We start from the raw sequence: 25,689 nt of genomic DNA on the forward strand, positions 1-25,689 counted from the left end.
TACTCTCTAAAAGAACGAGCAGCTCTTTTCTTCCCTGCTCACCGGTGTTTTTACGGGGATTTACCAGGACATTAGTTGAAATTTATATTGAATAGCAACAAAGTTAACGAAAGAGCCTAATTAAAAAATAAATTAATATTTTTCCCGAGAGGAGACAGGAAAATGAAATCGACTGGAATTGTACGAAAAGTAGATGAGCTGGGAAGAGTTGTCATCCCGATAGAACTGCGCAGGACATTGGGAATTGAAGTGAAGGATTCTTTGGAAATTTATGTTGATGACGAAAAGATCATCCTGACCAAGTATAAACCAAGCAGGACCTGCGATGTTACTGGGGAAGTTTCTGATAATAATATAGAAATCGCAGATGGTAAATTGATATTGAGCCATAAAGGGGCAGAAAAGCTTCTAAAAGAAATCAAGGAATCATTCCAATTCGAATAATACGGTAAGTCAGCATATTGAAGAAAAGGGGATTTACTGTCTCCTTTTCTTTTTTTATGAAGATCATTCAGTCTTTTTATAAAAACCGAGAAAAATATCCGTAATCATTTTGGACAGCCATATGATGACCAGATATCCAATGAATAAATAAATGTATGGCATCTTAATGTAGAAGGTTAAAAAGTAATGAAGGACCAGCAATGGCTTGAATATGAAGGAAAGACCAGCACTTAAAAGAATCATATAGAGATAAAAATTCTTTTTGTTAGTTAAGATCCACTGATATAACAGTATATATATGACAGGAATCAGAGAAGCATCCAAGGTGACATTGCTTGGCAGGATGATGAGCCATTGATAGGGATATTCCCAATAACCCTGGCTGGCACCGAAGCGGTCGATATAGCCGAGCCAGACATGAATGTTAAAGCCGAAAAATCCAAGTTGAAGTGCTCTCCTTTTATCGAGTTTAAAATAGAGAACAACAAGCGGAATGATAAAAAGCAGGATCAGGAACCAGAACTGCCAGGTATCATAGGCAGAATAATCATGCCAATATTCATTCCAGTCGTTTGTTAGAGCCTTTTGTTTATCATTAATAGTATCGATGACTTCTCTCTGTTTTTCCAATTCAGATTCACCTTTTGCCTTTTTTACATAGTATTTCCTGTATACTTTCATTCATTCGTTTTTTTTGTGGGTATCTAGACCATGCTGCCGAAGCGGAAGCCTTCTATAAACCCCATAAAGAGGTTATGAACCAAGCGTGGTTGTAAAATAAAGGCCCAGGGAATCGGTTCCCTGAGCGCTCGTTATAACAACGGTATATTTTTCTCCTTGCAGTCTTTCAAAATGGATTCGTTCCATACTGACGAGTGGACCTCGCCTATATGGGCTTTCCTTAACAGAAACATACAAAGCCGGGACTGGCCAATGCCGCCTCCCATGGTGTATGGCAGTTCTCCATTTAAAATGGACTGGTGGTAAGGCAGGGATTTCCGTTCATTATTGCCGGCTTCCCATAATTGATACAGAAGGGCCTGTTCATCAACTCGAATTCCCATTGAAGAAACCTCGAAAGCTGTGTCAAGAACAGGGTTCCATAAAATGATGTCGCCGTTAAGTGTCCAGTCATCATAATCGGGGGCACGGCCGTCATGCTTTTCCCCGGATTTCAGCAATCCCCCGATTTGCGTAAGGAAGACAGCACCATGCTGTTTGGTGATTATGTCTTCCCGCTCTTTCGGAGTCTTATCGGGATAACGGTCTGCAAGCTCCTGAGATGTGATGAAGTGAATACGTTCCGGAAGCGTTGGCGTAAGGGATGAATGTAATTCGGACATATACCGTTCAGTTGCCTTAATGGCCTCATAAATCTTTTCAACTTCATACTGTAAAGTGACCAGGTTCCTTTCCTCTTTCGAGATGACCTTTTCCCAGTCCCACTGATCCACATAAATAGAGTGAAGGTTATCGAGTTCTTCATCCCTCCTTATTGCATTCATATTGGTATAGAGACCCTGGCCAAGGGGCAGGCCGAAACGGGCAAGAGCGATCCTCTTCCATTTCGCAAGTGACTGAACGATTTCCACATTTCCGTCCGTTACATCCAGGGCATCGAAGGATACAGTTCGTTCCACACCATTCAAATTATCATTAATACCTGTTTCTTCCTTAAGGAGAATCGGAGCGGAAACCTTTATCAGGTTCAAAGCTTTGGCCAGGTTCGCTTCAAAGTGAGTCTTCACCTCATTGATGGCAAACTCCGTGTAGAGCAAATCCAGTTTTGAGCGGTATCCCTTCGGTACCTTGAACGTATTAGTCATAACATCATCCTCCAAATATATTCAGCCCTGCTGATTGAAAACCTTAAATAAAGATAGGTTACCTTATGGGCAAACCGGAAAAAATGTGCTGGAAAGTTGGCTCTGCTATCAATATATGTTAAGGGTTGAAGTGAATGAAATTTAAATGATGAGGAAGTTCATCTAAGTGCCGGCTCAGCTTCTGTCCTGTTATACTTTTTTAGAGGATTCCTTAGTTTTAGAGAGGATCAAAGAATTTAATGGTCGGGAGGTAGGGGAAAAGCTATACCCGATTGGAAAGCACCCTTTTTAGATAAAGGCTGGTACTGCACTTAGTGCTTCCTGAGAAGTTCATATATCCTGATTGCCAGGGTACTTAAAGTGGTGGATTACCAGGATATTTAATAAGAGCAAATCCTGAATAAAAAAGGACGTTGGAGGTGGGATGCTTGAATAAGACCTTGTTTGTGATTTTATTAGCCGCTACTACCGGACTCATGGGCTCTTCGTTTGCTGTAGGTAAATTAGGCCTTGAATTCGTATCTCCCCTGATGCTTGTGGCCCTGAGATTTACAATTGCCGGCATATTGATGACGCTCGCTGTAAGGATGATCAGGAGACCTCATCCTCAGGGATTGAAAGAGTGGGCAAAGATCATGCTGGTCGGCAGTCTTCAGACGGCAGGGGTAATGGGCTGTATTTTTTTGAGTTTGAGGACAATCACAGCCGGGGAGTCATCAATACTTACATTTACCAATCCCCTTCTTGTGGTGGTTTTCGGAACATTGTTTATGGGGGTGAAATACCGGCGGCTTCAATGGATGGGGGTTATATTGGGTATAGTCGGGGTCTTCATTACTCTCGGAGCAAGCCTCGATATCAAGCAGCCTGGATTTCTGCTGGGGTTGATGAGTGCAGTTTTCTGGGCTTCCTCTACACTTGTTATGAAAAAATGGGGGAAGCGATTCGATACGTGGGTAATGACCGCTTATCAAATGTTGTTTGGAGGAATGATCCTGCTGTTGATAAGCATTCTGTTTGAAGACGTGAAGGTGAACATAACATCCACCTCTATTATGATCATCCTGTGGCTCGCCATTATGGCATCCGTCGTTCAGTTCGCCATCTGGTTTTACCTGCTGCAGAATGAAGACCCGGCAAAGGTGAGTTCATTTTTATTTCTTGCTCCCTTATTCGGGGTCCTTACCGGCTGGATCCTGCTGAATGAACAGCTTCACATTTCAACCTTAATGGGCGGAAGCATCATACTTGCAGGAATTTATCTGGTAAACAAACCACAGCATATGGGTGCAGGCTCGTCTGTTTCATGATGCAGTAGATCATAGGCGCCAGTACAATCATTATAAACGCCCGATACATATTGTATAAGTGTAGAGGCAATCCTCTCGGAAAGGAGGAATGATGATGAGTTACTTCGGCGGTTATGGATACGGCGGCGGATACGGTGCCGGTTCAACGTTTGTGCTGATTGTTGTTCTGTTCATCCTGTTGATTATTGTAGGTGCAGCGTTCACTGGCACCGGATTTTAATCCCCGGTCTATATAGAGTAGAACCAAAAAATCCCCCGGTACACGACGGCACTGGGGGATTTTTTTCAATGCAACTAGAAAAAAGTAGGGGATGGATAATACATAGTATGGCTGAAAATCGAAAGGGTTTGGTCAGATATCCATGGGAAATAGTCCAATTTTAAAAGGAAAGGAAATTAGAGCAGTAAAAATGGCGGCTGGAGAAAAGGGAAGGATGATTTCTATAATTGAGGGAGAATAGATCATTTTTTGCTTTGGTGATATGAATAGTAATGGATTGATGAAAATATAAGCAAGGAAATCCGCAGGCAGTATGGAGGAATGTGGGCAGTTCAGTTTAGAAGTGGAGAGATTAGAGTTATAAGAAATGGATGCAATTCTAGTGAAAATAGTCCAATTTGTAACTGAAGCACTCAGGAATTGGTGCAATTCGTGAAGGAATAGCCCAAATTATCGCTGGGACGCCAAGGAAATGGTGCAATTCTGATAAGAATCAACCGAAACCTTGCTGATTGAGCAAAAAAATGGTGCAATCCTCAGAAAAACAGTCCAAAAATTGGATGAGTCAGCACAAAATTGGTGCTATTCGAAGAAGAATAGCCCAAATTTTTGCTGTGTCGCCCGGAAAATGGTGCAATCGGAAGAAGAATCAACCGAAATTGTGTTGAGTGGACAATATATTGGTGCAATCCGGAATCGAATAGTCCATAATTTTGTTGTACCGCCAAGTAAATGGTGAATTCCGCATATCAAAAGCTCAAATTATCGTGTTATTGCAAAGAAAGGGTGCATATCCGGGGAATAGGCCCGGACAGCCTGGAGGATTTGAAAAAATGGAGTGTCTTTTCAGAGGCTGAGCAAGCAGAAGAAAAAGATAATTGCTGTCTGACAACAAAATAAAAAAACAGGCCTGGAGAGACCTGCCTTCCACCATTATAATGTTGGTATGTTTATTAGTAGCCGTAGCCGCCTCCTGCCCAGGAAGCTCCAATGATAATCAAAAGGATGAACAAAACAACGATCAGTGCAAAACCTGATCCATAACCGTATCCACCAGCGCCCATTCACTACACCTCCCTTTAACAGGATAGGGTATTGTATGTAGGGTCAAACCAGAGGGTTCATGTTAAATGCTTATTTAAATAAAATGGCCCCTGCTCCTTAATAAGCAGGGGCCATAAGGCATTAAGGCGACTTAGCTTCTCCCTTGATAAAATTTTCAACAACGAAAGCGGAGACTCCCAAGGCAGTGGAATGATTCTTCAGCTGGGAAAAATCAATCTGCACTTCATCCTGGTGAAAAGCAAGCGTGTGGTTTTCTATTGTAGCGAGAATAGGCTGCTTGATCCATTCCTTCGCCAGGGCAAGCCTGTTTCCTATGATCACTTGATCGGGATTGAAGGTATTGATGATATTATTGATGCCAAAGCCAAGATAATGTCCGATTTTCCTGAAAAGGGATATTGCTTCTTCATCCCCGGCCTCTGCCTTTTTGAGCAAAGTCTCAAGGGATTCTCCATTCCCTGCAAACTCCATCAATGCATGTTCAGAAGCATAGGCTTCCCAGCAGCCACGGCTTCCGCAGCTGCAAGGTTTTCCATTCATTTCGATGATCATGTGGCCCATTTCACCTGAAAAACCATTTTTCCCTTGAAAGAGCTCGCCGTCAATTATAATGCCGGTACCGATGCCGATCCCTGCACTGATGTAAATGATATTACTGTGAGCTATTCCTGAGCCGAACTGCATTTCAGCGACAGCCCCTGCATTTGCCTCGTTTTCAATGACAATCGGAACTTGAAACAAATTTTCCAGGTCGTTCTTTAAACTGGCATTCTCCCAATGGAGGTTGGGAGCAAGGAGTACTGAACCTTCCTTATTGATGATCCCCGGGACTCCGACGCCGATTCCTACAACTCCATAGCGGCATTCTGCCATGTCTTTCATCAGTGAATGTATCATGTTTTGGACGATATCCAGGATGGCATGGTAGGGGGTTTCTTTTACAGGCTGATGCCGTTCGCCAGCAATATTCCCCTTCAGATCGGTCATCACACACCGGACGTAATTTACACCGATATCGACGCCGATAGCATATCCGGCAGCTTTGTTGAAATGAAGGATCACTGGCCGGCGGCCGCCGCTTGAGACTCCGGGGCCGGATTCGAATATAAGATCTTCGTCGAGCAATTCGCTCACTAAAGAAGAGACGGTGGCTTTATGCAGTCCGGAGACTTGAGAAATATCGGCCCTGGAAATGGGCTCTTTTTCTATAATTAATTGCAAGACGAGCGCTTTGTTATTTTTTTTAACAGTCTGCTGATTCCAAGTCATAGTTCCCAATGGTCAATCCCCTTATTTATTAGTACATCCATGATAACACAAACTTAGTTCAGCGGGTAGACAAACTATGACCTGTCTATAGCTGGACTAGGTGAGGAAATGGTTGCTGCACCTTGAAGGTTTTTGTAGGGCTCTTTTCGAAAGTTTTTGGTATTCAAAAAATTTCTAATTATATCCTGGTAAATTGCCGTAAAAATCTGGTGAGCAGGAAAGAAAAGATCTGCTCGCTGTTTTTCGAGAGTTAAACCATTTAATACGGTGGCCTAATCCTGCACCTGGGATTATTCCGAAAGCAACATTATTTGCGAAAACAGCCTTTTGTAAAAGGGGAGATTATCAATACGAAGAAAAGGCGACATTGTCGTACCCAGTTCTTATCAAACAAACTAAAACTCCAGGAACCAACGAGACCAAGGAAACAGGTCTATATCTTGTCGGAAACTGGTGAAAATTAATTATATCAACTTAGTTTATTTAATAGACAAACTAAGTTGCCGGTGCTATAATGAGTTCAATTAAAGGTATTGAAAGCCTTTACATATCATTCATGAGGGGGAAAACGAAATGGCCTATTTTGAAAACATTAACAAAATTGAATTTGAAGGTGCTTCATCCAAAAACCCTTTTGCATTCAAGTATTATAATCCTGAAGAGTCAGTCGGTGGACAGACAATGGAAGAAATCCTGAGGTTTTCAGTTGCTTACTGGCATACATTCACAGCAGACGGCACCGATCCTTTTGGTGCAGGGACGGCCATCCGTCCCTGGGATAATCTTAAAGGAATGGACTTAGCGAAAGCGCGTGTAGAAGCTGCATTCGAGCTGTTCGAGAAATTGAACGTGCCTTTCTTTGCTTTCCATGATGTCGATATCGCACCTGAAGGCAGGACTCTGAAAGAAACAAATGAAAACCAGGATGTCATCCTCGGCATGATCAAAGAATATATGAAAACTAGTAAAACAAAGCTGCTTTGGAACACTGCAAACATGTTCACGAATCCTCGTTATGTTCACGGTGCTGCGACCTCTCCTAATGCAGATGTGTTTGCCTATTCTGCAGCGAAAGTGAAAAAAGGATTGGAAGCCGCAAAAGAGCTTGGAGCAGAAAACTATGTTTTCTGGGGCGGCCGTGAAGGCTATGAAACTCTTTTGAACACGAACATGAAGCTGGAACAGGATAATCTGGCACGCTTCTTCCACATGGCAGTGGATTACGCAAAGGAAATCGGCTTGAACGTCCCATTCCTTATCGAGCCGAAACCAAAAGAGCCGACTAAGCATCAATACGACTTTGATGTTGCTACTGGTCTTGCATTCTTGCAAAAATACGACCTGACAGATTACTTCAAATTCAATATTGAAGCGAACCATGCCACTCTGGCCGGACATACTTTTGAACATGAATTAAGGACAGCCCGCATTAACGGTATGCTTGGATCAGTCGACGCCAACCAGGGTGACACGCTTCTTGGATGGGATACGGATGAATTCCCGACTGACATTTATTCCAACACCCTGGCAATGTATGAAATTCTCAAGAACGGCGGACTTGGCAAGGGCGGATTGAACTTCGATGCGAAAGTAAGAAGAGGTTCTTTCGAAGCGGATGATTTATTCCATGCACATATTGCAGGAATGGATGCATTTGCAATCGGTTTGAAAGTGGCGAATAAGCTGATCGAAGATAAAGTGCTTGATAGTTTCATAGAAGACCGATACAGCAGCTATAATGAAGGAATCGGCCTTGCAATCGTCGAAGGCAGGACCAGCTTCCGGGAACTTGAAAATCATGCTCTTCAATTGACAGAAATCAGGAATACTTCAGGCAGGACAGAGCGCCTGAAAGCAGTCATCAATCAATACATCCTGGAAACTCTTTCGAGTGTAACCGCGTAATTTTATCTTAATAGAACTCCAAATGTGCTGGCAGTAGGTCTACTCCAGCACATTTTCATAGAAAGGAAGATAGGGATGAAATATGTGATCGGTATCGATCTTGGAACAAGCGCGGTGAAGATCCTGCTTGTCAACCAGAAAGGCGAAGTCACCAATGAAGTATCCAAGTCCTACCCCCTCATCATTGAGAAATCAGGGTACAGTGAGCAGGATCCTGAGGAGTGGGTGAAATCCACATTAGAAGGGTTGACGGAGCTCATCCAGCAGTTTGACGGTGAAGTGAAGGACATAGACGGTATAAGCTTTTCCGGCCAGATGCACGGTCTGGTCTTAATGGATGGAAACGGCCGGGTTCTAAGGAATGCCATCCTGTGGAACGACACCAGGACGACCAGGCAATGCCGTGAAATTTACGACACTGTCGGGAGAGACCGTTTGCTTGATATAACCAAGAATCCTGCTTTGGAAGGTTTTACACTGCCGAAAATCCTGTGGGTTAAAGAAAATGAACCGGAATTGTTTTCATCAGCCCGTTTATTTTTGCTGCCAAAGGATTACCTCCGTTTCAGGCTGACTGGCAATATTCATATGGAGTATTCAGATGCAGCGGGGACATTGTTGTTGAATGAAGCCGAACGGGAGTGGAGCGAAGAAATCCTGGAACTATTCAATCTCTCTCATGACTTCTGCCCGCCGCTTGTCGATTCACATGACTTTGTCGGAACCTTGAAGCCTGAACACGCTGAAATAACGGGATTGCCGGAGAATGTGAAAGTTTTTGCGGGCGGCGCGGACAATGCTTGCGGTGCCATAGGCTCCGGAATTTTATCGGAAGGAAAGACGCTTTGCAGTATAGGAACTTCTGGAGTCGTGCTTTCCTATGAAGAAAGAAGCGACCTTGATTTTGATGGAAAGGTGCATTACTTCAACCATTGTGAAGAGAACGCCTATTATACCATGGGTGTGACATTGGCTGCAGGGTATTCTTTAAGCTGGTATAAAGACACTTTTGCAAAAGAGGAAACATTCGAGGAGTTTTTGAATGGAATCGAAGAAGTGCCTGCAGGGAGCAACGGCCTGCTGTTCACGCCGTACATTGTAGGTGAACGGACACCGCATGCCGATTCGACTATCCGTGGAAGTTTCATCGGTATGGATGCATCACACGGGAGGGCACACTTTTCAAGGGCCGTCCTTGAAGGGATCACGTTCTCGCTGAATGAATCGATTGAACTTTTCCGCAGCAGCGGGAAAACGGTTGATTCGATTATCTCCATTGGCGGCGGGGCGAAGAACGAAACATGGCTGCAAATGCAGGCAGATATTTTCAATGCGAAAATCGAAAAACTGAGCAGCGAGCAGGGCCCGGGGATGGGTGCCGCGATGCTGGCAGCATACGGAACCGGCTGGTATTCTTCATTGAAAGAATGCGCGGATAAATTCCTCCAAACATCGAAAACATACCATCCGATCCCTGAAAACGTGGAAAACTATAAGAAGGTGTTCGCCGCTTATCAGCAAATTTATCATATGACAAAAGAAATGAATGAACAGTTGAGAGAGTTCAGGAAGTAATGAGGCTCAGCGACACAAACAGATGAAGAACCTTATGCTCTCAAACGGCAGGCTTCATCTGTTTTTTTACAGGAGGGCGAATGATGAAGCTGAAAAAAGGACAGAAGCTCTTATTTATTGGAGATTCCGTTACAGATTGTGAAAGGGCAAAACCAGAGGGCGAAGGGATTGCAGGTGCACTGGGGAACGGTTATGTCTCCCTTGTGGACGGACTGCTTCAGGCTGTTTATCCCGACCTGGGAATAATGGTTGTGAACAAGGGGATCAATGGACATACCGTTCGTGACCTGAAAGGCCGCTGGCAGGAGGACGTTGTTGAACAGAAGCCGGATTGGCTCTCGATTCTGATCGGCATCAACGATGTTTGGCGGCAGTATGACACACCCTTTATACAGGACGGACATGTTTACATTGGTGAGTACGAAGATACTCTGAGGTCTCTCGTTAAGGAAGCAAAGCCTGTGGTGAAAGAAGTTGTGCTGATATCTCCTTTTTACCTGGAACCGAATGAAGAGGACAGCATGAGGCGGACGATGGATGAGTATGGACGGACTGTGCGGAAGATAGCCAAGGAAACAGGTTGCCTATTCATTGATTCACAGGCAGCATTCAACAGGATATTAAAGGAGATTTATCCTGCCGCGATAGCCTGGGACAGGGTGCATCCGTCGACGGCAGGCCATTTGATACTTGCCAGAGCCTTTCTCGCAGAAATGGGCTTTGACTGGAATCGGTGAAAGGAAGGTGGAGGCGCATGAGAGTCTTGAAAGAAAGATTTGGAGAAATTGAAGGCAGGGAAATATATGCTTTCATACTGAGCAATGAGAATGGAATCGAAGTCACAGCCATTAACTATGGCTGTATCATCACTAAGATTCTGGCTCCTGATCAATTTGGAAACATTGGAAATATTGTATTGGGACATGAAACCCTCGAGGAGTATGTGAGGGATGCTTCCTTTCTTGGTGCAGTTGCAGGAAGGGCCGCCGGCAGGATTGCGGGCGGTGAGTTCGAGTTGGATGGGGAACACTTCAAGCTTGCCCGGAATAATGGCGAAAACCACTTGCATGGCGGTATTAAAGGATTCAATAAAGCAGTATGGGACGCGGAACCGTTTGAAAGCGGTGTACGTTTTAGGTACTTCAGTCCCGATGGGGAAGAAGGGTATCCCGGCAATTTGAATGCGGTGGTCACCTATACATTGGATGATCAGAACCAATTGAACGTACAGTATGAAGCGGAAACCGATAAGAAAACGATTGTGACATTGACGAACCATTCTTATTTTAATTTGAGCGGGGACTTGAAAAGGGACGTGCTGCGGCATACCCTTCAGTTGAAAAGTGATCAGTTCCTGGAATTGGATGAAGGGTTCATTCCCACCGGGGCCTTGCTGGATGTAAAGGATACACCTTTTGATTTTATTGAAGGCAGGGAAATTGCTGAGGGAACTGTCTCCGGTCATCCGCAGAATGTCCTGGCCGGCAAAGGCTATGATCATCCTTTTATTCTAAATACACATCATGACGAGGAAATAGGTTTGTATGATCCCGAAAGCGGGCGCACCCTTACAGTGGAAACCGACCAGCCGGCAGTGGTTGTGTATTCAGGAAACTCCCTGGATTCTTCAAGTGATTTCCGGGGTAAGAAAGGGGAGAGATATCTGGGAATCTGTTTGGAAACCCAAGGATACCCGGATGCCGTACATCATCCGGAATTCCCATCAACGGAGTTAGATGTAAATGAGAAGTATCTTTCCAAGACTGTATTTAGATTCGGATTGAAAAGAGAGGGGAAATGAAAATGAATTATCGTGAATTGGGAAACACAGGAATCAAAATCAGCGAGGTCAGTTTCGGAACGTGGGCAATAGGCGGTTCCTGGGGAAAAACCAGTGATGCAGAAGCTTTGAAGTCACTGGAATACGCCATTGGCCAGGGTGTCAATTTCTTTGATACTGCAGATGTTTATGGCGATGGGCATAGTGAGGAATTACTGGCAGAAGCGACCAGAGGGAAAGAAGATGAAATCTATATTGCCACTAAATTCTGCCGTCAGGGAGATATTTTCGACCCGGCAAATTATAGTTACGAACAGGTGAAGAGCTATTGTGAAGACAGCCTTCGCCGCCTGAACAGGGAGGCAATCGATTTATACCAAATCCATTGCCCCGCAACCGAAATCCTAAGGGATGGCAGTGTGTTTGAAGTGCTTGACCGGTTAAAGGAAGAAGGGAAGATCCGGCATTATGGTGTTAGTGTGGAAACTGTTGAAGAAGGTCTGATCAGCTTGGAGAACCCCAATGTAAAGAGCCTGCAGATTATCTACAATATGTTCCGCCAAAAGCCAATGGAAAAATTGATTCCCGCAGCAAATGAAAAGGGGGCCGGCCTTCTCGTCAGGCTTCCACTCGCAAGCGGGCTGCTGACAGGGAAATTCAGCAAGAGCCATGTGTTTGAAGAAGACGATCACCGCAATTTCAATGAGAATGGTGCAGCATTCAATGTGGGTGAAACATTCGCCGGGCTGGGTTTCAAGAAAGGGGTTGAACTCGCTGACCAGCTGAAGTGGATAGCTGAGGGCAGAAACTCCATGGCAAGTGCATCGTTACGCTGGCTTCTGGATCAAAAAGATATAACGGCCATCATTCCCGGGTTCAAAAATTTAAAACAGGTTCAAGATAACTTGTCAGCATTGGAAACCAAGCCATTCTCTGCCGAAGAACAGGAACGGATCCGCCGCTTCTATGAGGAAAATGTGGAAGAATACATTCGCGGACCATATTGATTGAGGGGAAGTTCCAATGTGGTACCAGGTACGAAACGGTCGTTTTGTACCTGGCACCTATCCCTTGATTTGTACCAGCCACAAAAAATGCGTTAATTAAAAAATTTATATAAAAAGGCAGGCATAGAGATGTCCAGTCCCATAATTCAAAATGTCATCACCAGGAAAAAAGCCATTGCCATTACATTCGACGATGGACCTAACCCTGTCTATACACCCCAGGTGCTCGAAATCTTTAAAAAGGCAAACGGGAAGGCAACTTTCTTTATGATTGGGGAACAAATGCAGAACTCACCGGACTTAGTCAAAGCAGTGACAGGTCTTGGCCATGAAATTGGAAATCATACATACACACATCCAAAACTCACTGAAATCAACTGTGAAAAAGCATCATGGGAAATAGATGAAACATCCAAACTGATCGAAAGGTTGACGGGACAATCGCCTGTTCTGTTCCGGCCGCCATATCTGGATTATGACAAGGAAACATCTCGGCTTTTGAATGAAAAAGGCTTCCCGATGATGATTGGCGCCGCAAATATGGAAGCTTCCGATTGGGAGCGGCCGGGGGTGGATTTCATCCTGGAGAAAACAAGGAGTGTTGTTGGAAATGGGAGCATACTCCTTTTCCACGATGGCTACGGAAACCGTTCACAAACAATCGAAGCAGTAAGAATACTGATCGATGAACTGACACGGCAAGGATTTGAACTGCTAACCGTAAGCGAACTATTAAGCTCGGCAGACACAAATACGTTACCGCTTTAAAGCGCTGAGGGACTGTCCCCCGGTGCTTTAAAGCGGTAACGTAATAAAGGAGCTTATTATGCGGTCTGTGATTCCTTTTGTTTCTTATCGATTCGCTGAAAGGCAAGATAACAGGCTGACATGATGATGGCAGCTGTAAAACTTCCTCCGAAGATGAACAGCAGTGCAGGAAGGGCATCCATGACAAACAGCGCTGCAATGACTCCTGCGAGCAGAAGAATATTCGAAACAGGGTTCAGCAGCATGATCAGGAAAGCATTTTTAAACACCTGTGCCAAGCCTGCATTATAGTGAACATACACCGGTATGGTATACAGCACGGTCATCACAATTATAAGAATCATAAGGTAAAGAGGAATATGCGTTACCTGGAATTCATTAGTCCCAGTCAGGCTCATAAAGTGAAGGTCCAGATAGACCACACCCGCTAATAAGGCAAAAACGCCTCCTAATAAATTACTTTTCAATAATTCTCTCTTATAGGTTGTCCAAAACGTTTGAAGGATTGGAATCTCATAATCTCCCATTATCCATTTGCGGAGAATAGTAAACAATGAAACGGTTGCCGGCAAAAAGCCTATAACGACCAGTCCCATGAGAGTGAAGCCGATCCATAGAATATTTAAATAGGCGAACTTTGTGATCCATTCGGTAAGGGAATACAGCCCCCTGAATGCCCGGTTATTCATACAATATGACCCCTTTGTTATGCACTTGCAATTTTGTTTGTCTCTCATTATAGACCATATTCAGATATTTAGGAATAGTATTAACGTTTTTGAAAAAATAAGATATAGTATTCTTAAAAAACTATTTTAGTAAAGTAGAAGGGCGTAATGTTCATGTTGAAAAACCTGCAAAAATGGAACACGCTCCGCAATCAGATATCATTTGTTTTTTTGGTTGTCATGGCAACGGTGCTGGCAATGGTCAGTATCCTTACGTACAACCAGGTATCTACCTTGTTGAAGAATAATGCTGAGAAACAGATAGAACAAACCGCACTGGAAGCAAATGGACGCCTGGAATCTCTATACAAGCAGATCAGCACTGCTTCCAAGCTGGTAATGACGAACAGGAACATACAAAACGTCCTGGAAAAAACATATGAAGGAAAAGCTGTAGATTTTAACGAACGTCAGGAACTTGAAGGAATCGTCAATAATATACAGGCCAATACGGATGGAATCTTTTCCTTCGAGCTTTATACACGAAACATGAACCGGCTGCTGCCTTTAGACGACACCAGCCTTGTCACAAGGATTGATAAAAAATGGATCATCAGTGCCGATAAGGCAAACGGGGGCTTGATCTGGATCGGCGATGATCCCAATAATTCCGATAACCTGCTGGCATTGCGGAGGGTGAATCTCATGGGGAAAGGCTATGACACAGGAGGATACCTGCTCATCAGCGTCTACCGCAATTATTTGCAGTTTGAAAATGAGACAGATGTAACGAATCAGTTTTCACTATTATTTGATAAGGACATGAAGCCGATCCTATCAAATTACGAAGATCCTTTGACACCGATCGTTGAGAAAAACGATGGAAGTATCACCTTGAACAATATTGAGTACATCGTCACCAGGAAAACGTCACAAATCACGGATTGGACCCTGATCATCCTGACACCGATCAAGGAACTCACGGCCGGTATCAGCGTACTTCGGATGGTCATCATTATTTCCGGGATCATCGGGTTCATCATCTTCCTGGTAAGCTCGCTTCTGCTTTCCTCTTTTATCACGAGGCCGATCATCAAGTTGACTAAAACGATGCAGCAGGCAAGTGCGGGATCTTTATCTATGAACCCCAGTGTGACAACCGTAAATGAGATCAATGAACTGAACAGCACCTATAACCAGCTGGCAAAGCAGACCAACCACCTTATCCAGATGGTATATCAGAAGGAAATCACACGCAGCCGCAGTGAATTGAAAGCATTGCAGGCCCAAATCAATCCTCATTTTTTGTTTAATACTCTCGATGCACTGAAATGGGCTTTAGAGGACAAAGACGAAGAGGATCTCGCTGAATTCGTGGTGTCGATGTCAGAGCTTTTCCGCTATACAATAACAAAACAGACCAACGGAGACTGGGTCAGCATTAAAGAAGAGATTCAGCATATCCAAAATTATATGGATATCATGAAGATGCGTTTTGGAGACGATCTAAAATGGAATTTGAATATTGCACAAGATTTGGAACAAGTCAGAATACCCAAGCTGCTGATTCAGCCCTTGATCGAGAATGCAGTGCTCCATGGCGCAGGAAATACAACAGACCCCTGCACCCTGTCTGTTTCAATCAAGCCTGCCGGGGTTGAAGGATATCTCAGGGTTGTAGTGGAAGACGATGGACCGGGGATCTCCCAGGAAAAATTAAGATCCATCTATGAGGCTATGGAGGGGGGAGGCGTCCTTTCGAACCCTTCCGGTAATGGGATGGCCATCACCAATGTGAACAAACGCCTCCAATTATATTATCCAAATCGTATGGAGGTTGGCCTGACAATAGTGAGTCAACCTGATATAGGAACGAAGGTTTCATTTGAAATACCTGTAAAGGGGGAAGGGGATAGTGATGAAAACGTTATTGATCGCCGATGATGAACCAAGAACACGCCAAGGCCTGGCCAAGATCCTGGATAAATGGGCGGACGGGAATTATCACGTCATGACTGCTTCCAATGGTGAAGAGGCAATTGAATCCATGAAAGCAAACAAAGTCCATATTTTGATCACCGACATCCGAATGCCGGAAATCACCGGCCTTCAATTATTGAAGTTGGCGAAGGAACAGAATATCCTGCCGGTCATCATCGTCATCTCCGCGTACTCGGAATTTGAATATGCCCAGGAAGCACTGAGGCTCGGGGTCATCAACTACCTCCTCAAGCCTATCAGTAAGAAAACCCTGATAGAGGCGGTCGAAGCTGCAGCGGAAGCGGTGGAAAGACAAGAACGGGCAAAAACCATCGAGAAAGTAGTGGACAAGAAACTGGTACAGGCAGGCAGCCAGAATGCTTCAGTACCGGCACCCATTAAGGAAGCAATTGAGTATATCAACAGTCATCTGAAGAATGAACTTTCCCAGAGAGAAGTCGCGGACCATGTGCATTTGAATGCGAGCTACCTGAGCGTCCTTTTTAAGGATCATGTCAAGATGACGTTCAGTGAATATGTGACAAGAAGGAGGATTCAAAGGGCAAAGGACTTATTGTTCTCTACCAACCTTTCAATCAACGAAATAGCAGAAGAATCGGGTTACAGGACGGCAAAGTATTTTATCAAGATATTCAAAGAACTGGAAGGTATGACACCGAGCGCATATAGAAAAGCGCATGATGAAACCGCTTTCTAAAAATAGTAGTATTTTTCCTAATCGTTGTTACCTATTTTTCAGAACTCTCTGACGGTACACTAGAAATGTAAGAAACAATACAAACAAGGTCAAAGGGGGATCTTACATTGTTGAAAAAGAAAGCGGTTGCAATCATGATGGCTTCACTGTTGCTCGTCTCACTTGCACTTGCAGGCTGTTCTTCTTCAGGATCTGAGGAAGCCAGTGCGGATGGCAAGAAAGTAATCAAATTTATGCATTTATGGCCTGAAGGCAGTTCAAATGCACAGTTCTCCATTGTGAAAGACATCATTGGTGAATATGAGAAAGAACATGATGTGAAAATCGAAACAGAAATCCTTAACCCGGATCAATACAGGGAAAAACTGAAAGTCCTTGCCTCATCCAATGAGCTTCCTGATATCGGGATGACCTGGTCGGACGGATTCATCCAGCCTTATGTAGAAGGCGACATGCTGACTCCTCTTGATGATGTGGATACAGGCGGGGTTGAATTCATCCCCGGAGTGAAAGAATCCTATGCAGTCGATGGAAAAACGTACGGCCTTCCACTGGAATTGAACATCTCTTATGTATTCTACAACAAAGAGATCTTCAAAAAGCACGGGCTGGAAGTTCCAAAGACTTATGAAGAATACAAAAACGTCGTGAAAACATTGGCAGATGCGGGTGTTACACCTGCTACAGTCGGTGCGAAAGATGGATGGCCGGCATCATTCTGGTTCATGTATATGGCGGACAGGATCGGCGGTTCTACAATCCTTACAGATGTCATCGATGGCAAAGCAAAATTCGATGATCCAGCCATCAAACAGGCAGCAGAAGAAATTCAAAACCTTGTTGACATGGGCGGTTTCGTGAAAGGCGCCAGCGCGTTATCAAATGACGATGCCAAAGGCTACTTCATGAATGAACAGGCGGCAATGTTCCTGACAGCTACATGGGAGCTTCCTAACTACACAACAAGCCCTGATGTAACACAAGAATTCAAAGATAAGATCGGCTACTTCAAATTCCCGACGTATGAAGGCGGAAAAGGTGAGTCCATCGACAGTTACGTTGGTGGTCCAGGAGTCGGCCTATTCGTTGCAAAAGATTCCAAAGTCCAAGATGAAGCGAAGGATTTCGTCGGCTATCTTGTGAAGAGATGGGGAGAGAAATCAGTAACAGATGCTGGTGTCATCCCGGCAACAAAAGTGGACACTGCCAGCCTGGAGCTTGATCCGATGTACATTGAAATCCTCGATGATCTGGCTGCAGCTTCCAATGTGACAACTTACTTTGATACACAATCAAGCCCTGCAGTCTCCGAGCTTCACCATGACCTGGTAACAGCTCTGTTCGGAAAACAAGTGACTCCGGAAGAATTCGTGAAGCAGCACGCGGACGAACTGGCCAAAGAGCAAGAGTAATACAATTCTTTGATGGAGGGCATACCATTATGCCCTCCATCGCTTTATCCAAAGGAGGCATATGCCCCTTTTCCACAGTTTTTTGGGGAAAGCCTGTTATCAAGAAGGGAGTATAGAAAATGAGAAGTGTAATGTCGAACAAATGGGTTATCAGCCTTTATGTACTTCCTGCATTAATCCTGATTCTCCTATTAATCTACATCCCGATCGTCCTTACCGGATATTACGGCCTGATGGATTGGAACGGAATCGGCCAGATGAAGTTCACCGGAATGGATAACTACATAGAACTGGTCAAGGACTCGATGTTCTGGAAGAGCACCTGGCACTCAATCCTGCTTGGATTGTTTTCCACATTGAGCCTCGTCGGCTATTTAATTTTGTCCTTGATCTTGGCAAGTAAGATCAAAGGCGCCAACTTTTTCAGAAAGATTTATCTGATTCCGATGCTGTTATCTTCCGTTGCAATCGGACAGCTGTGGGCAAAAATCTTTGACCCGTCAAATGGCATGCTGAACAGGCTGCTGGTCCTGGTCGGTTTCGAAAATCCGCCGGTATGGCTGGCAGACCCGAATATTGTGTTGTATGCCTTGTTCTTCCCGATTGTATGGCAGTATGCCGGCTTCTATATCATCATCTTCTATGCGGCATTGAAAAATGTACCAGAGGAGTTAGTGGAAGCAGCGAAGATCGACGGTGCCACGCCTGTCCAGATTGCTTATAAAATCAAAGTACCGTTGATTTCCGGTGTGATTAAAGTGATGGTCATCCTGGCAATCGTCGGTTCTCTGAAATACTTCGATTTGATTTTCGTCCTGACTGGCGGCGGACCGAATGGGGCCAGTGAAGTGATGGCGTCTTACATGTACAAGGAAGCTTTCAGCAAATACAATTTCGGTTACGGAAGTGCCATCGGCTTCGGCTTATTGGTGATCTGCCTTGTGATGACCTGGATCATCCAAAAATTAATGACAACAAACAATGAAACGGAATATTAAGAAAGGGGAGAAAAAATGATGAGCAAAGCTGCATTGGAAACACAGTCACAAGTACAGCCGACACTCCCAGCTTCTTATAAAACAAGCAAGTCCTTAGGAAAAAGAATCGGCTTCGGCATTCTCTATATCATTCTCGGAATAATCGGAATTGTCCAGGTATATCCGTTAATCTGGCTGTTCATGTTTTCTTTGAAGACAAATCAAGAGGTATTCGGGATGTCCCCGTTTGCTCTGCCGCAGGATCCGCAGTGGGGCAACTATGTAAAAGCCTGGACAACAGGAAACATAGATACCTATTTTTTTAACAGTGTACTTTATACGGTCGTTGCCGTCATATTGACTGTCATCCTCGCCAGCTTCGTGACATTCGCTGTAACAAGGATGCATTGGAAGCTGAGCGGGCTTGTCCTCGGACTGTTCATGGCAGGATACATGATCCCGCTGCATTCAACATTGATTCCATTGTTCAATATTTTCAAATCGGTCAACCTGATTGATAACCCATTATCGATCATCATTTCCTACGTCGCATTCAACCTGCCGATCACCATCATGATTCTGACCGGCTTCTACAAATCACTGCCAAGGGAAATCGAAGAAGCGGCAGTCATGGACGGCTGCTCGATTCACCGGATCTTCTTCCAGATCACATTGCCGATGACGATGCCGGTCCTGTCGACAACCGTCATCATCAACATGATCTACAATTGGAATGAATTCGTATTCGTCCAAACCTTCATGAGCTCCGACAAATGGAAAACCATCACAGTCGGTGTCAATAACTTTGTCGGACAATACCTAACAGACTGGGGTGCAATCGGGGCAACCTTGATGATCAGCATCATCCCAGTACTGATCGCATACTTCATCCTCAGCGACCGCATAGTAGAAGGAATTGCTGCGGGTTCGGTAAAAGGCTGATAAATATACCAATCTGCAAAACCGGGCATTGTTGAGATGCCCGGTTTTGGTTTTGCATGAGGCAGGCAGGGATTCGGACAAAAAAGGCTGAAAAACAGAAAAAGAGTCCGAATCAGGCCAGGATTCGGACAAAAAAGGCAGGGAAACAGAAAAAGAGTCCGAATCAGGCCGGGATTCGGACAAAAAGGGCTGGAAAATAGAAAAAGAGTCCGAATCAGGCCAGGATTCGGACAAAAAAGGCAGGGAAACAGAAAAAGAGTCCGAATCAGGCAGGGATTCGGACAAAAATCGCTGTAAAACAGAAAAAGAGTCCGAATAAGGCCAGGATTCGGACAAAAAGGGCTGGAAAGTAGAAAAAGAGTCCGAATCAGGCCAGGATTCGGACAAAAAGGGCAGGGAAACAGAAAAAGAGTCCGAATCAGGCAGGGATTCGGACAAAAATGTCTGGAAAATAGAAAAAGAGTCCGAATCAGGCCAGGATTCGGACAAAAATGGCTGGGAAACAGAAAAAGAGTCCGAATCAGGCCAGAATTCGGACAAAAAAAGCTGGAAAGTGGAAAAAGAGTTCGAATCAGGCCAGGATTTGGACAAAAAAGGGCTGGGAAACAGAAAAAGAGTCCGAATCAGGCGGGTATTCGGACAAAAATCACCAAAACCCCAAAAAAGAGTCCGAATCAGAAAATGCTCCTCACATCTAAACCCCGATTCTAGTGAAAAACCATTTCTATCTATACTACTCACAATAAGCATCCCTGGTTTTCCCAAAAGAATGAAAATCCCTTTTTAAAATCTACTCATTCATTTAAGGTTCAATCCACTGCCCCATCGATCAAGAATGCTGGGGGTGATAATCTTCCTTTCAGAAAACAATAACTCGGTCTACATTCCATCACAAAAGGGCACTTTCAAACTTTTCTTTAGTAATGTATTTTCTCACAAGTTTATTGATTCTCCACCTTTGTGACAGAGGGGATTTTAATAACTCATTTTCATGTAGTAAGTTTGCTTACATACATACCTTTATTAGGCCAGAAATAGCATTAATCGTATCTTTCGGAAAGATCCCAATAGCCTGCTTTTCCATGTCTTACTCTCGGAAATGAAAGAGCAGCTTTTTTCTTTGTGTTTACCGTAGGGTTTTACGGCAAAGACAGGTTGCCATTCATAATTTACATTGAATGGTAATAAGCAGAAATGGAGCCTTCATTAAACCCGGATTCGGGCTGCCGTCCCTGGTCTATTCTCTTATGGAACCATTGTGAACCAGTCCATGGAAATTCTGCTGAATGTTTGTAAATCTTTCTATTCAAAGCAGAAGGGACAACGATCGAGACAGCCCTTTGCCGAATAAACTATTCATGATAACCACTTTATTTCAAAAGGGATCGGGGTGGCATGATGATGTTTTCGGTTACGGAAGTGGATATGTTTGAGTTGTTTTCTGTACCGCATAACGTAATGCTTTTGCTGTTCATTGCTGTTGCTTTATGGTTCATTTTTTTCAGGGATGTTTTGATGCCTTTCAGTCGGTGGATTAAGTGGTCTTTATTCGCTATATTGATTCTGAGTGAAGTTTCCCAGCAGCTATGGCTGATTTTGACTGATCAATGGGAGATCGGGAATCTGCCGCTGCACCTCTGTTCAATCAGTACCTTTATAGCTCTTTATCTATTTATTAAGCCAAGTAAGAAAGCGTTTTATTTGTTGTTCTTTACTGGATCGCTCCCGGCAATCCTCAGTATGGTGACACCTGAGTTAACCTATCAATTCCCTCATTTTCGTTTTTTGAAATACTTCCTGCACCATGCTGCGATTTCATGGTCGGTTTTGTATTTTATCATCTATGAAGGCTATCGGGTACCGAAGAAGGCTGTCTTGAAAGCATTCCTTCTCTTGAACGTGATTGCCTTGCCGATATTCTTCATTAATCTGCTACTGGACACGAATTTCTTCTATTTAGCCAGTCCTACAGAATCCACGACCATCTTGTCCTTTTTCGGTTCAGGCATTTTGTATTATTTAATACTGGAAATTGCAGCGCTTATTGTATTCGTCATTACGTATCTGCCAATGGGCTGGTTAATAAAGAAAGAGAGTTCGCGTTCAGATTCATCCTCCTAGAAAATGAAAGGTCCCGGGTGCAATAGGAAGACAACGGGACTTTTTTTCTATTAAGTATGTTAAAATTAGGTGATATTGGTAAAAGTGAGGGAGAAATCATGGAGAAACATTCGATTATCAAAATGGTTGGTTTCATCCTGTTCTTTGCCGCCTTGCTCATAACCTGGGGGTTTCAAGAACAGCAAAGCTCGTATAGGGAACCTCACCAGGCGATATTGGCGGAAGATAACGATCTCGTGCTTATACCGTCATACATAATGAATGGAAAGGCGTTGTATTTCTTTATTAAAGACGGAAACAACCTTGGGGCAACAATGGTCGATGAAGGAATCTTCGGGTGGAAAGCAGGAATGTTCACCTGGAGCCCTATCGGAAATATTGAAGACCTGGATGAGATTTCGGGATACCAGGGACATGGCGATCATCTTGTGTATGGGTTGATCAGAGATGGAGATGAAAACATGATCACCATTGACGGACAGCCGGCAGACATATTGAATCTTGAGATGCTTCCTCAAACAGTGGTCAAGGACAATAATTTGGAAGGATTATCACTTTGGTACTTCGAGAAAGAAGAAGCCGGAGAACTGAAAGAACTCAACTTGGTCCAGCGGGATACCGGCGAAGTCCTTCAAGTAGTGGATTTATAGAATAGCAGCGGCTTATCTAAAGCAAGAGATAAGCTTTTTTATCGTTGAAAAAGAAAGGGGTCTTGGTATGGAAAAGATTGCGTTAATAGGCTCTGGCGGTTCTGGAAAAACAACCTTGGCAAATAGATTAGGAGGGAAATTGGACATAGATGTCTGGCATTTGGACAGACTGCTTTGGAAACCAGGCTGGGAAATGACCTCGCGGGAAGAACAAATTAAAATACAGTCAGAGCTGGTGAAGAAGGAAAAGTGGATCATAGATGGAAATTACAATGGCACTCTGGATATCCGGCTGGAAGCAGCTGATACAATCATTTTCCTGGACTTGTCCCGTTTTCTCTGTGTCTATCGTGTCCTAAAGAGGATGGTCAAAAATCGAAACCGTACCAGACCGGATATGCGGGAGGGCTGTGAAGAAAAGATTGATTTCAGGTTTATAAAATGGGTTTGGGAGTATCCTGTAACGAAAAAACCAAATATTCTGGAAAAGCTGGCACATCTTCCGGAAGGAAAGGCGATCGTTGTATTGGGAAGTCCCAGTGAAATTGAACAGTTTTTGAAAAGCATAGAGTAAGTATTTGAAACTTTTTATAATCTAAATCGTATCCATTTATAACCAATAATGGAGGGGATATACTTGTTCAGAAAACGTTTCGTATTATTAGCCAGTTCACTATTCTTGATGATCGCCGGCTGTTCCAACGTTGACAAGCAAGCCGGTGAAGGGGACAAGCTCTCGTTAAAACAGGAGGACAAAGTAAAAACCGCACAAGCTGCCGCAGGCGAAACAAAGGCAAATAACGAAATAACGGTTGGTGACCAGACTTTTCATGTCATAATGTTGAACAAGGAGATCTGGGAGTACGCGAAAGCAGTTGAAAACGACTCTGCGGCAGTCAAAAAGGAAGTATACAGGGAGAAAGTGGTCACTCCGCTCAGAAAGCAGGTTGCCGAGGCGGATGCCCATATTTATCATGATTACTTTTCTTTCCTCTCTCCGAATACCAATATAACGAAACTGAAGGAAAATGCGAAAGTTCTTTTGGATGACGAAGAAAGGATCCTCGAACTCGTCGAACAAGGCATTAAAGACTCCGCACAAAAAATGGCGGGAGAAGACAAGACCATCATCATTCTGCCGGTCAATCCAGATGAACGGTTTGTCATTGAAAAAATGGGAGGGCTTTCTGGCGTAGCTGTTAGCGAGGATACAGTGGTGTTGAATTTGGACCCTTCATTTGAAGAAGAAGGATTGAAATATCTCGTCGCACACGAATACCATCATACACTGCAAACGGAAAATAGAGCTGACAAAGCACCTTCCATTCTGGAATACTTCCTATTGGAAGGAAAAGCTGATGCATTCGCCAATAGTATATACCCTGACTATAAAGTCCCTTGGACGGAACCGTTATCTGAAAGATTACAGGAAAAAGTGTTTGATGAGCTTCGGGAGAATGGGAACGATTGGGATACTAACAGGTACTACGAATTTTTTAATGGCTATTCAAGTAAAGGCATTCCAATGTGGTCAAACTACAAGGTTGGATTTCAGGTGGTCCAAAGCTATGTGAGGAACAATCCGGATTCATCTGTAGCGGAATGGACGGCACTCCTTCCGAAAGAGATCATTCTGGGGAGTGATTACAAGGATGTTTACGAAGAATTGGAGGCAGCTGAGGAATGATATCTTTTTTAGGGACTCCGAGAATTGAGACCGGCCGGTTAATCCTTGAGAAGTTTACCCTGCATGACGCCCAGAACGCTTTTGACCGCTGGCTTTCCGATGAACGGGTATCTGATAATCGTGTCAGTGCAGCGCACAGAATCCTCTCCCAAACAGAGGAGCGGGTAAACGGCATAGTCTCTCAATATGCGAATGAAAACTTCTGCTATTGGGCCATCAAGCTGAAACACAGCGGAGAATTAATCGGGGAAATTGATTTATATGATTTTGATGAAAGCACCGGTAATTGTGAAGTAAGCTATTCCCTTGGATTTCAATGGTGGAACCATGGCTACGGAACCGAGGCATTGAAGGAGGTCCTTGCTTTTGCTTTCAGGAAAATGAATGTACATAAGGTGGCGGCTGCCCATAACACTGACAATCCTGCTTCCGGCAGGGTGATGAGCAAGGCAGGCATGGTGAGAGAAGGAGTCATCAGGCATATGATCCGAAACGCTAAGAATCAGTATAAAGACTGCGCTGTCTATGGGATTCTTCAAGAGGAGTACGTGTATAAGGGGGAAAGGTTGAAGGACGAATTCCAAAGGGGGTACATGGCTGATTCATGTTTATAAACGAAAAATTGCTACTGCCCATTTGATCTTAAGTTCATTTTAAAAGAATGACGTCGTATCCGTTGCCGAGATTTGTAACAATAATAATCTTTTTAGTAGGCCATCTTCTGATAATTGTTGCTTTTAAAGAATTTTACCCAATACCCTAGTGCACAGGCGATTGGAGCGGAAGACGTGCGACCTCCTGCGGGACTAGCGGGACAGATGAGACCCCGCAGGCGAAGCTGAGGAGGCTCAGCGCCCGCCCCGCGGAGTCGTGCGTCTGGAGCGGAAATCCATTACTTTTAAACAACAAAAATTCACGAAAACGTGTTAGAAACACCCTGTACTTACCCTAACCTTATTCAGTCAATGATGCCAGGGACTGGAGAGCAAGTCATCAAGCAAATTTTAAGCACAATCAATTATATGAATTTGCCGTTACAGACAAAACTTCAGGAGAACTATTCGGAGCCATTGCCTTATCAAATAACCAAAAGTTCAAAAACGGCGAAATTGCATATTGGATCGGAGAACCTTATTGGGGGAAAGGCTATGCAACAGAAGCTGCGGAAGCAATAGTTGAGAGATGGATTATCATAAAGTATACGCACGCCATTTTGGATCGAATCCTTCTTCCGGAAGGGTCCTGCAAAAAATCGGGATGAAAAAAGAAGGTTTGCTTAAAGAACATGTGCTGAAAGAGGGGGGATTTGAAGATCTTATACATTACGGGAAAATTAAAGTTTAGCAACTGATAAAAAGGAGCTTA

The 25,689-nt window shown here is 44.0% G+C and carries 26 protein-coding genes and 1 pseudogene; 22 read left to right on the plus strand and 5 right to left on the minus strand.

The annotated features are described in order from the left end of the window. Window positions 1–162: 162 nt before the first annotated feature. Window positions 163–444, plus strand: a complete 282-nt coding sequence (gene abrB / locus D3H55_RS04740) for a transition state genes transcriptional regulator AbrB (RefSeq protein WP_119545765.1) — start codon at window positions 163–165, stop codon at window positions 442–444. Window positions 445–507: 63 nt separating this feature from the next. Here abrB and D3H55_RS04745 read toward each other — a convergent pair whose 3' ends face one another. Further along, a complete protein-coding gene (locus D3H55_RS04745; RefSeq protein ID WP_119545766.1) occupies window positions 508–1,125 on the minus strand; it encodes a hypothetical protein in 618 nt (205 codons plus the stop codon). Window positions 1,126–1,256: 131 nt separating this feature from the next. Continuing rightward, window positions 1,257–2,270: an aspartate--ammonia ligase gene (asnA, locus tag D3H55_RS04750; RefSeq protein WP_119545767.1), complete on the minus strand. Its 1,014-nt coding sequence runs from the start codon at window positions 2,268–2,270 to the stop codon at window positions 1,257–1,259. Between the two features lie 428 nt (window positions 2,271–2,698). On the opposite strand from asnA, the gene D3H55_RS04755 reads away from it, so the two are divergent. Then, complete coding sequence (locus D3H55_RS04755) at window positions 2,699–3,580, plus strand: DMT family transporter (protein WP_119545768.1); 882 nt, start codon at window positions 2,699–2,701, stop codon at window positions 3,578–3,580. Between the two features lie 94 nt (window positions 3,581–3,674). Continuing rightward, window positions 3,675–3,800, plus strand: a complete 126-nt coding sequence (locus D3H55_RS04760; protein WP_119545769.1) for a YjcZ family sporulation protein — start codon at window positions 3,675–3,677, stop codon at window positions 3,798–3,800. 953 nt (window positions 3,801–4,753) lie between these two features. Here D3H55_RS04760 and D3H55_RS04765 read toward each other — a convergent pair. Together D3H55_RS04765 and D3H55_RS04770 are read right to left on the minus strand one after the other, a co-directional pair. Then, entirely contained in the window at window positions 4,754–4,864 is a 111-nt protein-coding gene (locus D3H55_RS04765; protein ID WP_119545770.1) for a YjcZ family sporulation protein, read from the minus strand. A 121-nt stretch (window positions 4,865–4,985) separates the two neighbouring features. Further along, window positions 4,986–6,134 (minus strand): ROK family transcriptional regulator, encoded by a 1,149-nt coding sequence (locus tag D3H55_RS04770; RefSeq protein ID WP_119545848.1) that lies wholly within the window; start codon window positions 6,132–6,134, stop codon window positions 4,986–4,988. 573 nt (window positions 6,135–6,707) lie between these two features. Between D3H55_RS04770 and xylA the strand changes: the two genes are divergently transcribed. From xylA to D3H55_RS04800, 6 genes are all read left to right on the plus strand, one after another. After that, window positions 6,708–8,039 carry a xylose isomerase gene (gene xylA / locus D3H55_RS04775; RefSeq protein ID WP_119545771.1) on the plus strand — a complete coding sequence of 444 codons (1,332 nt, stop codon included), beginning with the start codon at window positions 6,708–6,710 and terminating at the stop codon, window positions 8,037–8,039. A gap of 75 nt (window positions 8,040–8,114) precedes the next feature. Beyond that, a complete protein-coding gene (gene xylB, locus D3H55_RS04780; protein WP_119545772.1) occupies window positions 8,115–9,614 on the plus strand; it encodes a xylulokinase in 1,500 nt (499 codons plus the stop codon). An 83-nt stretch (window positions 9,615–9,697) separates the two neighbouring features. Next, window positions 9,698–10,351 (plus strand): SGNH/GDSL hydrolase family protein, encoded by a 654-nt coding sequence (locus tag D3H55_RS04785; RefSeq protein WP_119545773.1) that lies wholly within the window; start codon window positions 9,698–9,700, stop codon window positions 10,349–10,351. Window positions 10,352–10,368: 17 nt separating this feature from the next. Then, window positions 10,369–11,415 (plus strand): aldose epimerase family protein, encoded by a 1,047-nt coding sequence (locus D3H55_RS04790; RefSeq protein ID WP_119545774.1) that lies wholly within the window; start codon window positions 10,369–10,371, stop codon window positions 11,413–11,415. Between the two features lie 2 nt (window positions 11,416–11,417). Then, on the plus strand, window positions 11,418–12,401 hold the full coding sequence (locus tag D3H55_RS04795; protein ID WP_119545775.1) for an aldo/keto reductase: 984 nt from the start codon (window positions 11,418–11,420) through the stop codon (window positions 12,399–12,401). 129 nt (window positions 12,402–12,530) lie between these two features. Continuing rightward, window positions 12,531–13,169, plus strand: a complete 639-nt coding sequence (locus D3H55_RS04800; protein WP_119545776.1) for a polysaccharide deacetylase family protein — start codon at window positions 12,531–12,533, stop codon at window positions 13,167–13,169. Between the two features lie 56 nt (window positions 13,170–13,225). On the opposite strand, the gene D3H55_RS04805 is transcribed toward D3H55_RS04800, so the two are convergent. Further along, window positions 13,226–13,858, minus strand: a complete 633-nt coding sequence (locus tag D3H55_RS04805; protein ID WP_168412969.1) for a YesL family protein — start codon at window positions 13,856–13,858, stop codon at window positions 13,226–13,228. A 147-nt stretch (window positions 13,859–14,005) separates the two neighbouring features. Between D3H55_RS04805 and D3H55_RS04810 the strand changes: the two genes are divergently transcribed. From D3H55_RS04810 to D3H55_RS24870, 13 genes and pseudogenes are all read left to right on the plus strand, one after another. Next, a complete protein-coding gene (locus D3H55_RS04810; protein WP_338067925.1) occupies window positions 14,006–15,781 on the plus strand; it encodes a sensor histidine kinase in 1,776 nt (591 codons plus the stop codon). Continuing rightward, a complete protein-coding gene (locus D3H55_RS04815) occupies window positions 15,756–16,535 on the plus strand; it encodes a response regulator transcription factor (RefSeq protein ID WP_420808732.1) in 780 nt (259 codons plus the stop codon). The genes D3H55_RS04810 and D3H55_RS04815 overlap by 26 nt, the downstream gene beginning before the upstream one ends. Window positions 16,536–16,645: 110 nt before the next feature. Further along, complete coding sequence (locus D3H55_RS04820; RefSeq protein ID WP_119545850.1) at window positions 16,646–17,947, plus strand: extracellular solute-binding protein; 1,302 nt, start codon at window positions 16,646–16,648, stop codon at window positions 17,945–17,947. 119 nt (window positions 17,948–18,066) lie between these two features. Beyond that, complete coding sequence (locus D3H55_RS04825) at window positions 18,067–18,945, plus strand: carbohydrate ABC transporter permease (RefSeq protein WP_119545779.1); 879 nt, start codon at window positions 18,067–18,069, stop codon at window positions 18,943–18,945. Window positions 18,946–18,963: 18 nt separating this feature from the next. Further along, window positions 18,964–19,866 (plus strand): carbohydrate ABC transporter permease, encoded by a 903-nt coding sequence (locus D3H55_RS04830; RefSeq protein WP_119545851.1) that lies wholly within the window; start codon window positions 18,964–18,966, stop codon window positions 19,864–19,866. A gap of 491 nt (window positions 19,867–20,357) precedes the next feature. Beyond that, the gene (locus D3H55_RS24035; protein ID WP_119545780.1) at window positions 20,358–20,564 is read left to right on the plus strand and encodes a hypothetical protein; all 207 of its coding nucleotides are present in this window, start codon (window positions 20,358–20,360) and stop codon (window positions 20,562–20,564) included. 703 nt (window positions 20,565–21,267) lie between these two features. Continuing rightward, window positions 21,268–21,987 carry a YwaF family protein gene (locus D3H55_RS04840; protein ID WP_119545781.1) on the plus strand — a complete coding sequence of 240 codons (720 nt, stop codon included), beginning with the start codon at window positions 21,268–21,270 and terminating at the stop codon, window positions 21,985–21,987. Window positions 21,988–22,043: 56 nt separating this feature from the next. Further along, complete coding sequence (locus D3H55_RS04845; protein WP_119545782.1) at window positions 22,044–22,637, plus strand: aspartyl-tRNA synthetase; 594 nt, start codon at window positions 22,044–22,046, stop codon at window positions 22,635–22,637. A 67-nt stretch (window positions 22,638–22,704) separates the two neighbouring features. Next, entirely contained in the window at window positions 22,705–23,211 is a 507-nt protein-coding gene (locus D3H55_RS04850) for a DNA topology modulation protein (RefSeq protein ID WP_119545783.1), read from the plus strand. Between the two features lie 63 nt (window positions 23,212–23,274). Then, window positions 23,275–24,324: a DUF2268 domain-containing putative Zn-dependent protease gene (locus D3H55_RS04855; protein WP_168412970.1), complete on the plus strand. Its 1,050-nt coding sequence runs from the start codon at window positions 23,275–23,277 to the stop codon at window positions 24,322–24,324. Next, the gene (locus D3H55_RS04860; protein ID WP_119545785.1) at window positions 24,321–24,938 is read left to right on the plus strand and encodes a GNAT family N-acetyltransferase; all 618 of its coding nucleotides are present in this window, start codon (window positions 24,321–24,323) and stop codon (window positions 24,936–24,938) included. Before D3H55_RS04855 ends, D3H55_RS04860 begins: the two co-directional genes overlap by 4 nt. A gap of 398 nt (window positions 24,939–25,336) precedes the next feature. Further along, window positions 25,337–25,450, plus strand: a pseudogene (locus D3H55_RS24865) (GNAT family N-acetyltransferase); the annotation flags it as partial. Window positions 25,451–25,506: 56 nt separating this feature from the next. Beyond that, on the plus strand, window positions 25,507–25,668 hold the full coding sequence (locus D3H55_RS24870) for a GNAT family N-acetyltransferase (protein WP_240628485.1): 162 nt from the start codon (window positions 25,507–25,509) through the stop codon (window positions 25,666–25,668). The last annotated feature ends 21 nt before the right edge of the window (window positions 25,669–25,689 follow it).

Source organism: Bacillus salacetis (assembly GCF_003581585.1).
GTDB classification, from domain to species: domain Bacteria; phylum Bacillota; class Bacilli; order Bacillales; family Bacillaceae_B; genus Rossellomorea; species Rossellomorea salacetis.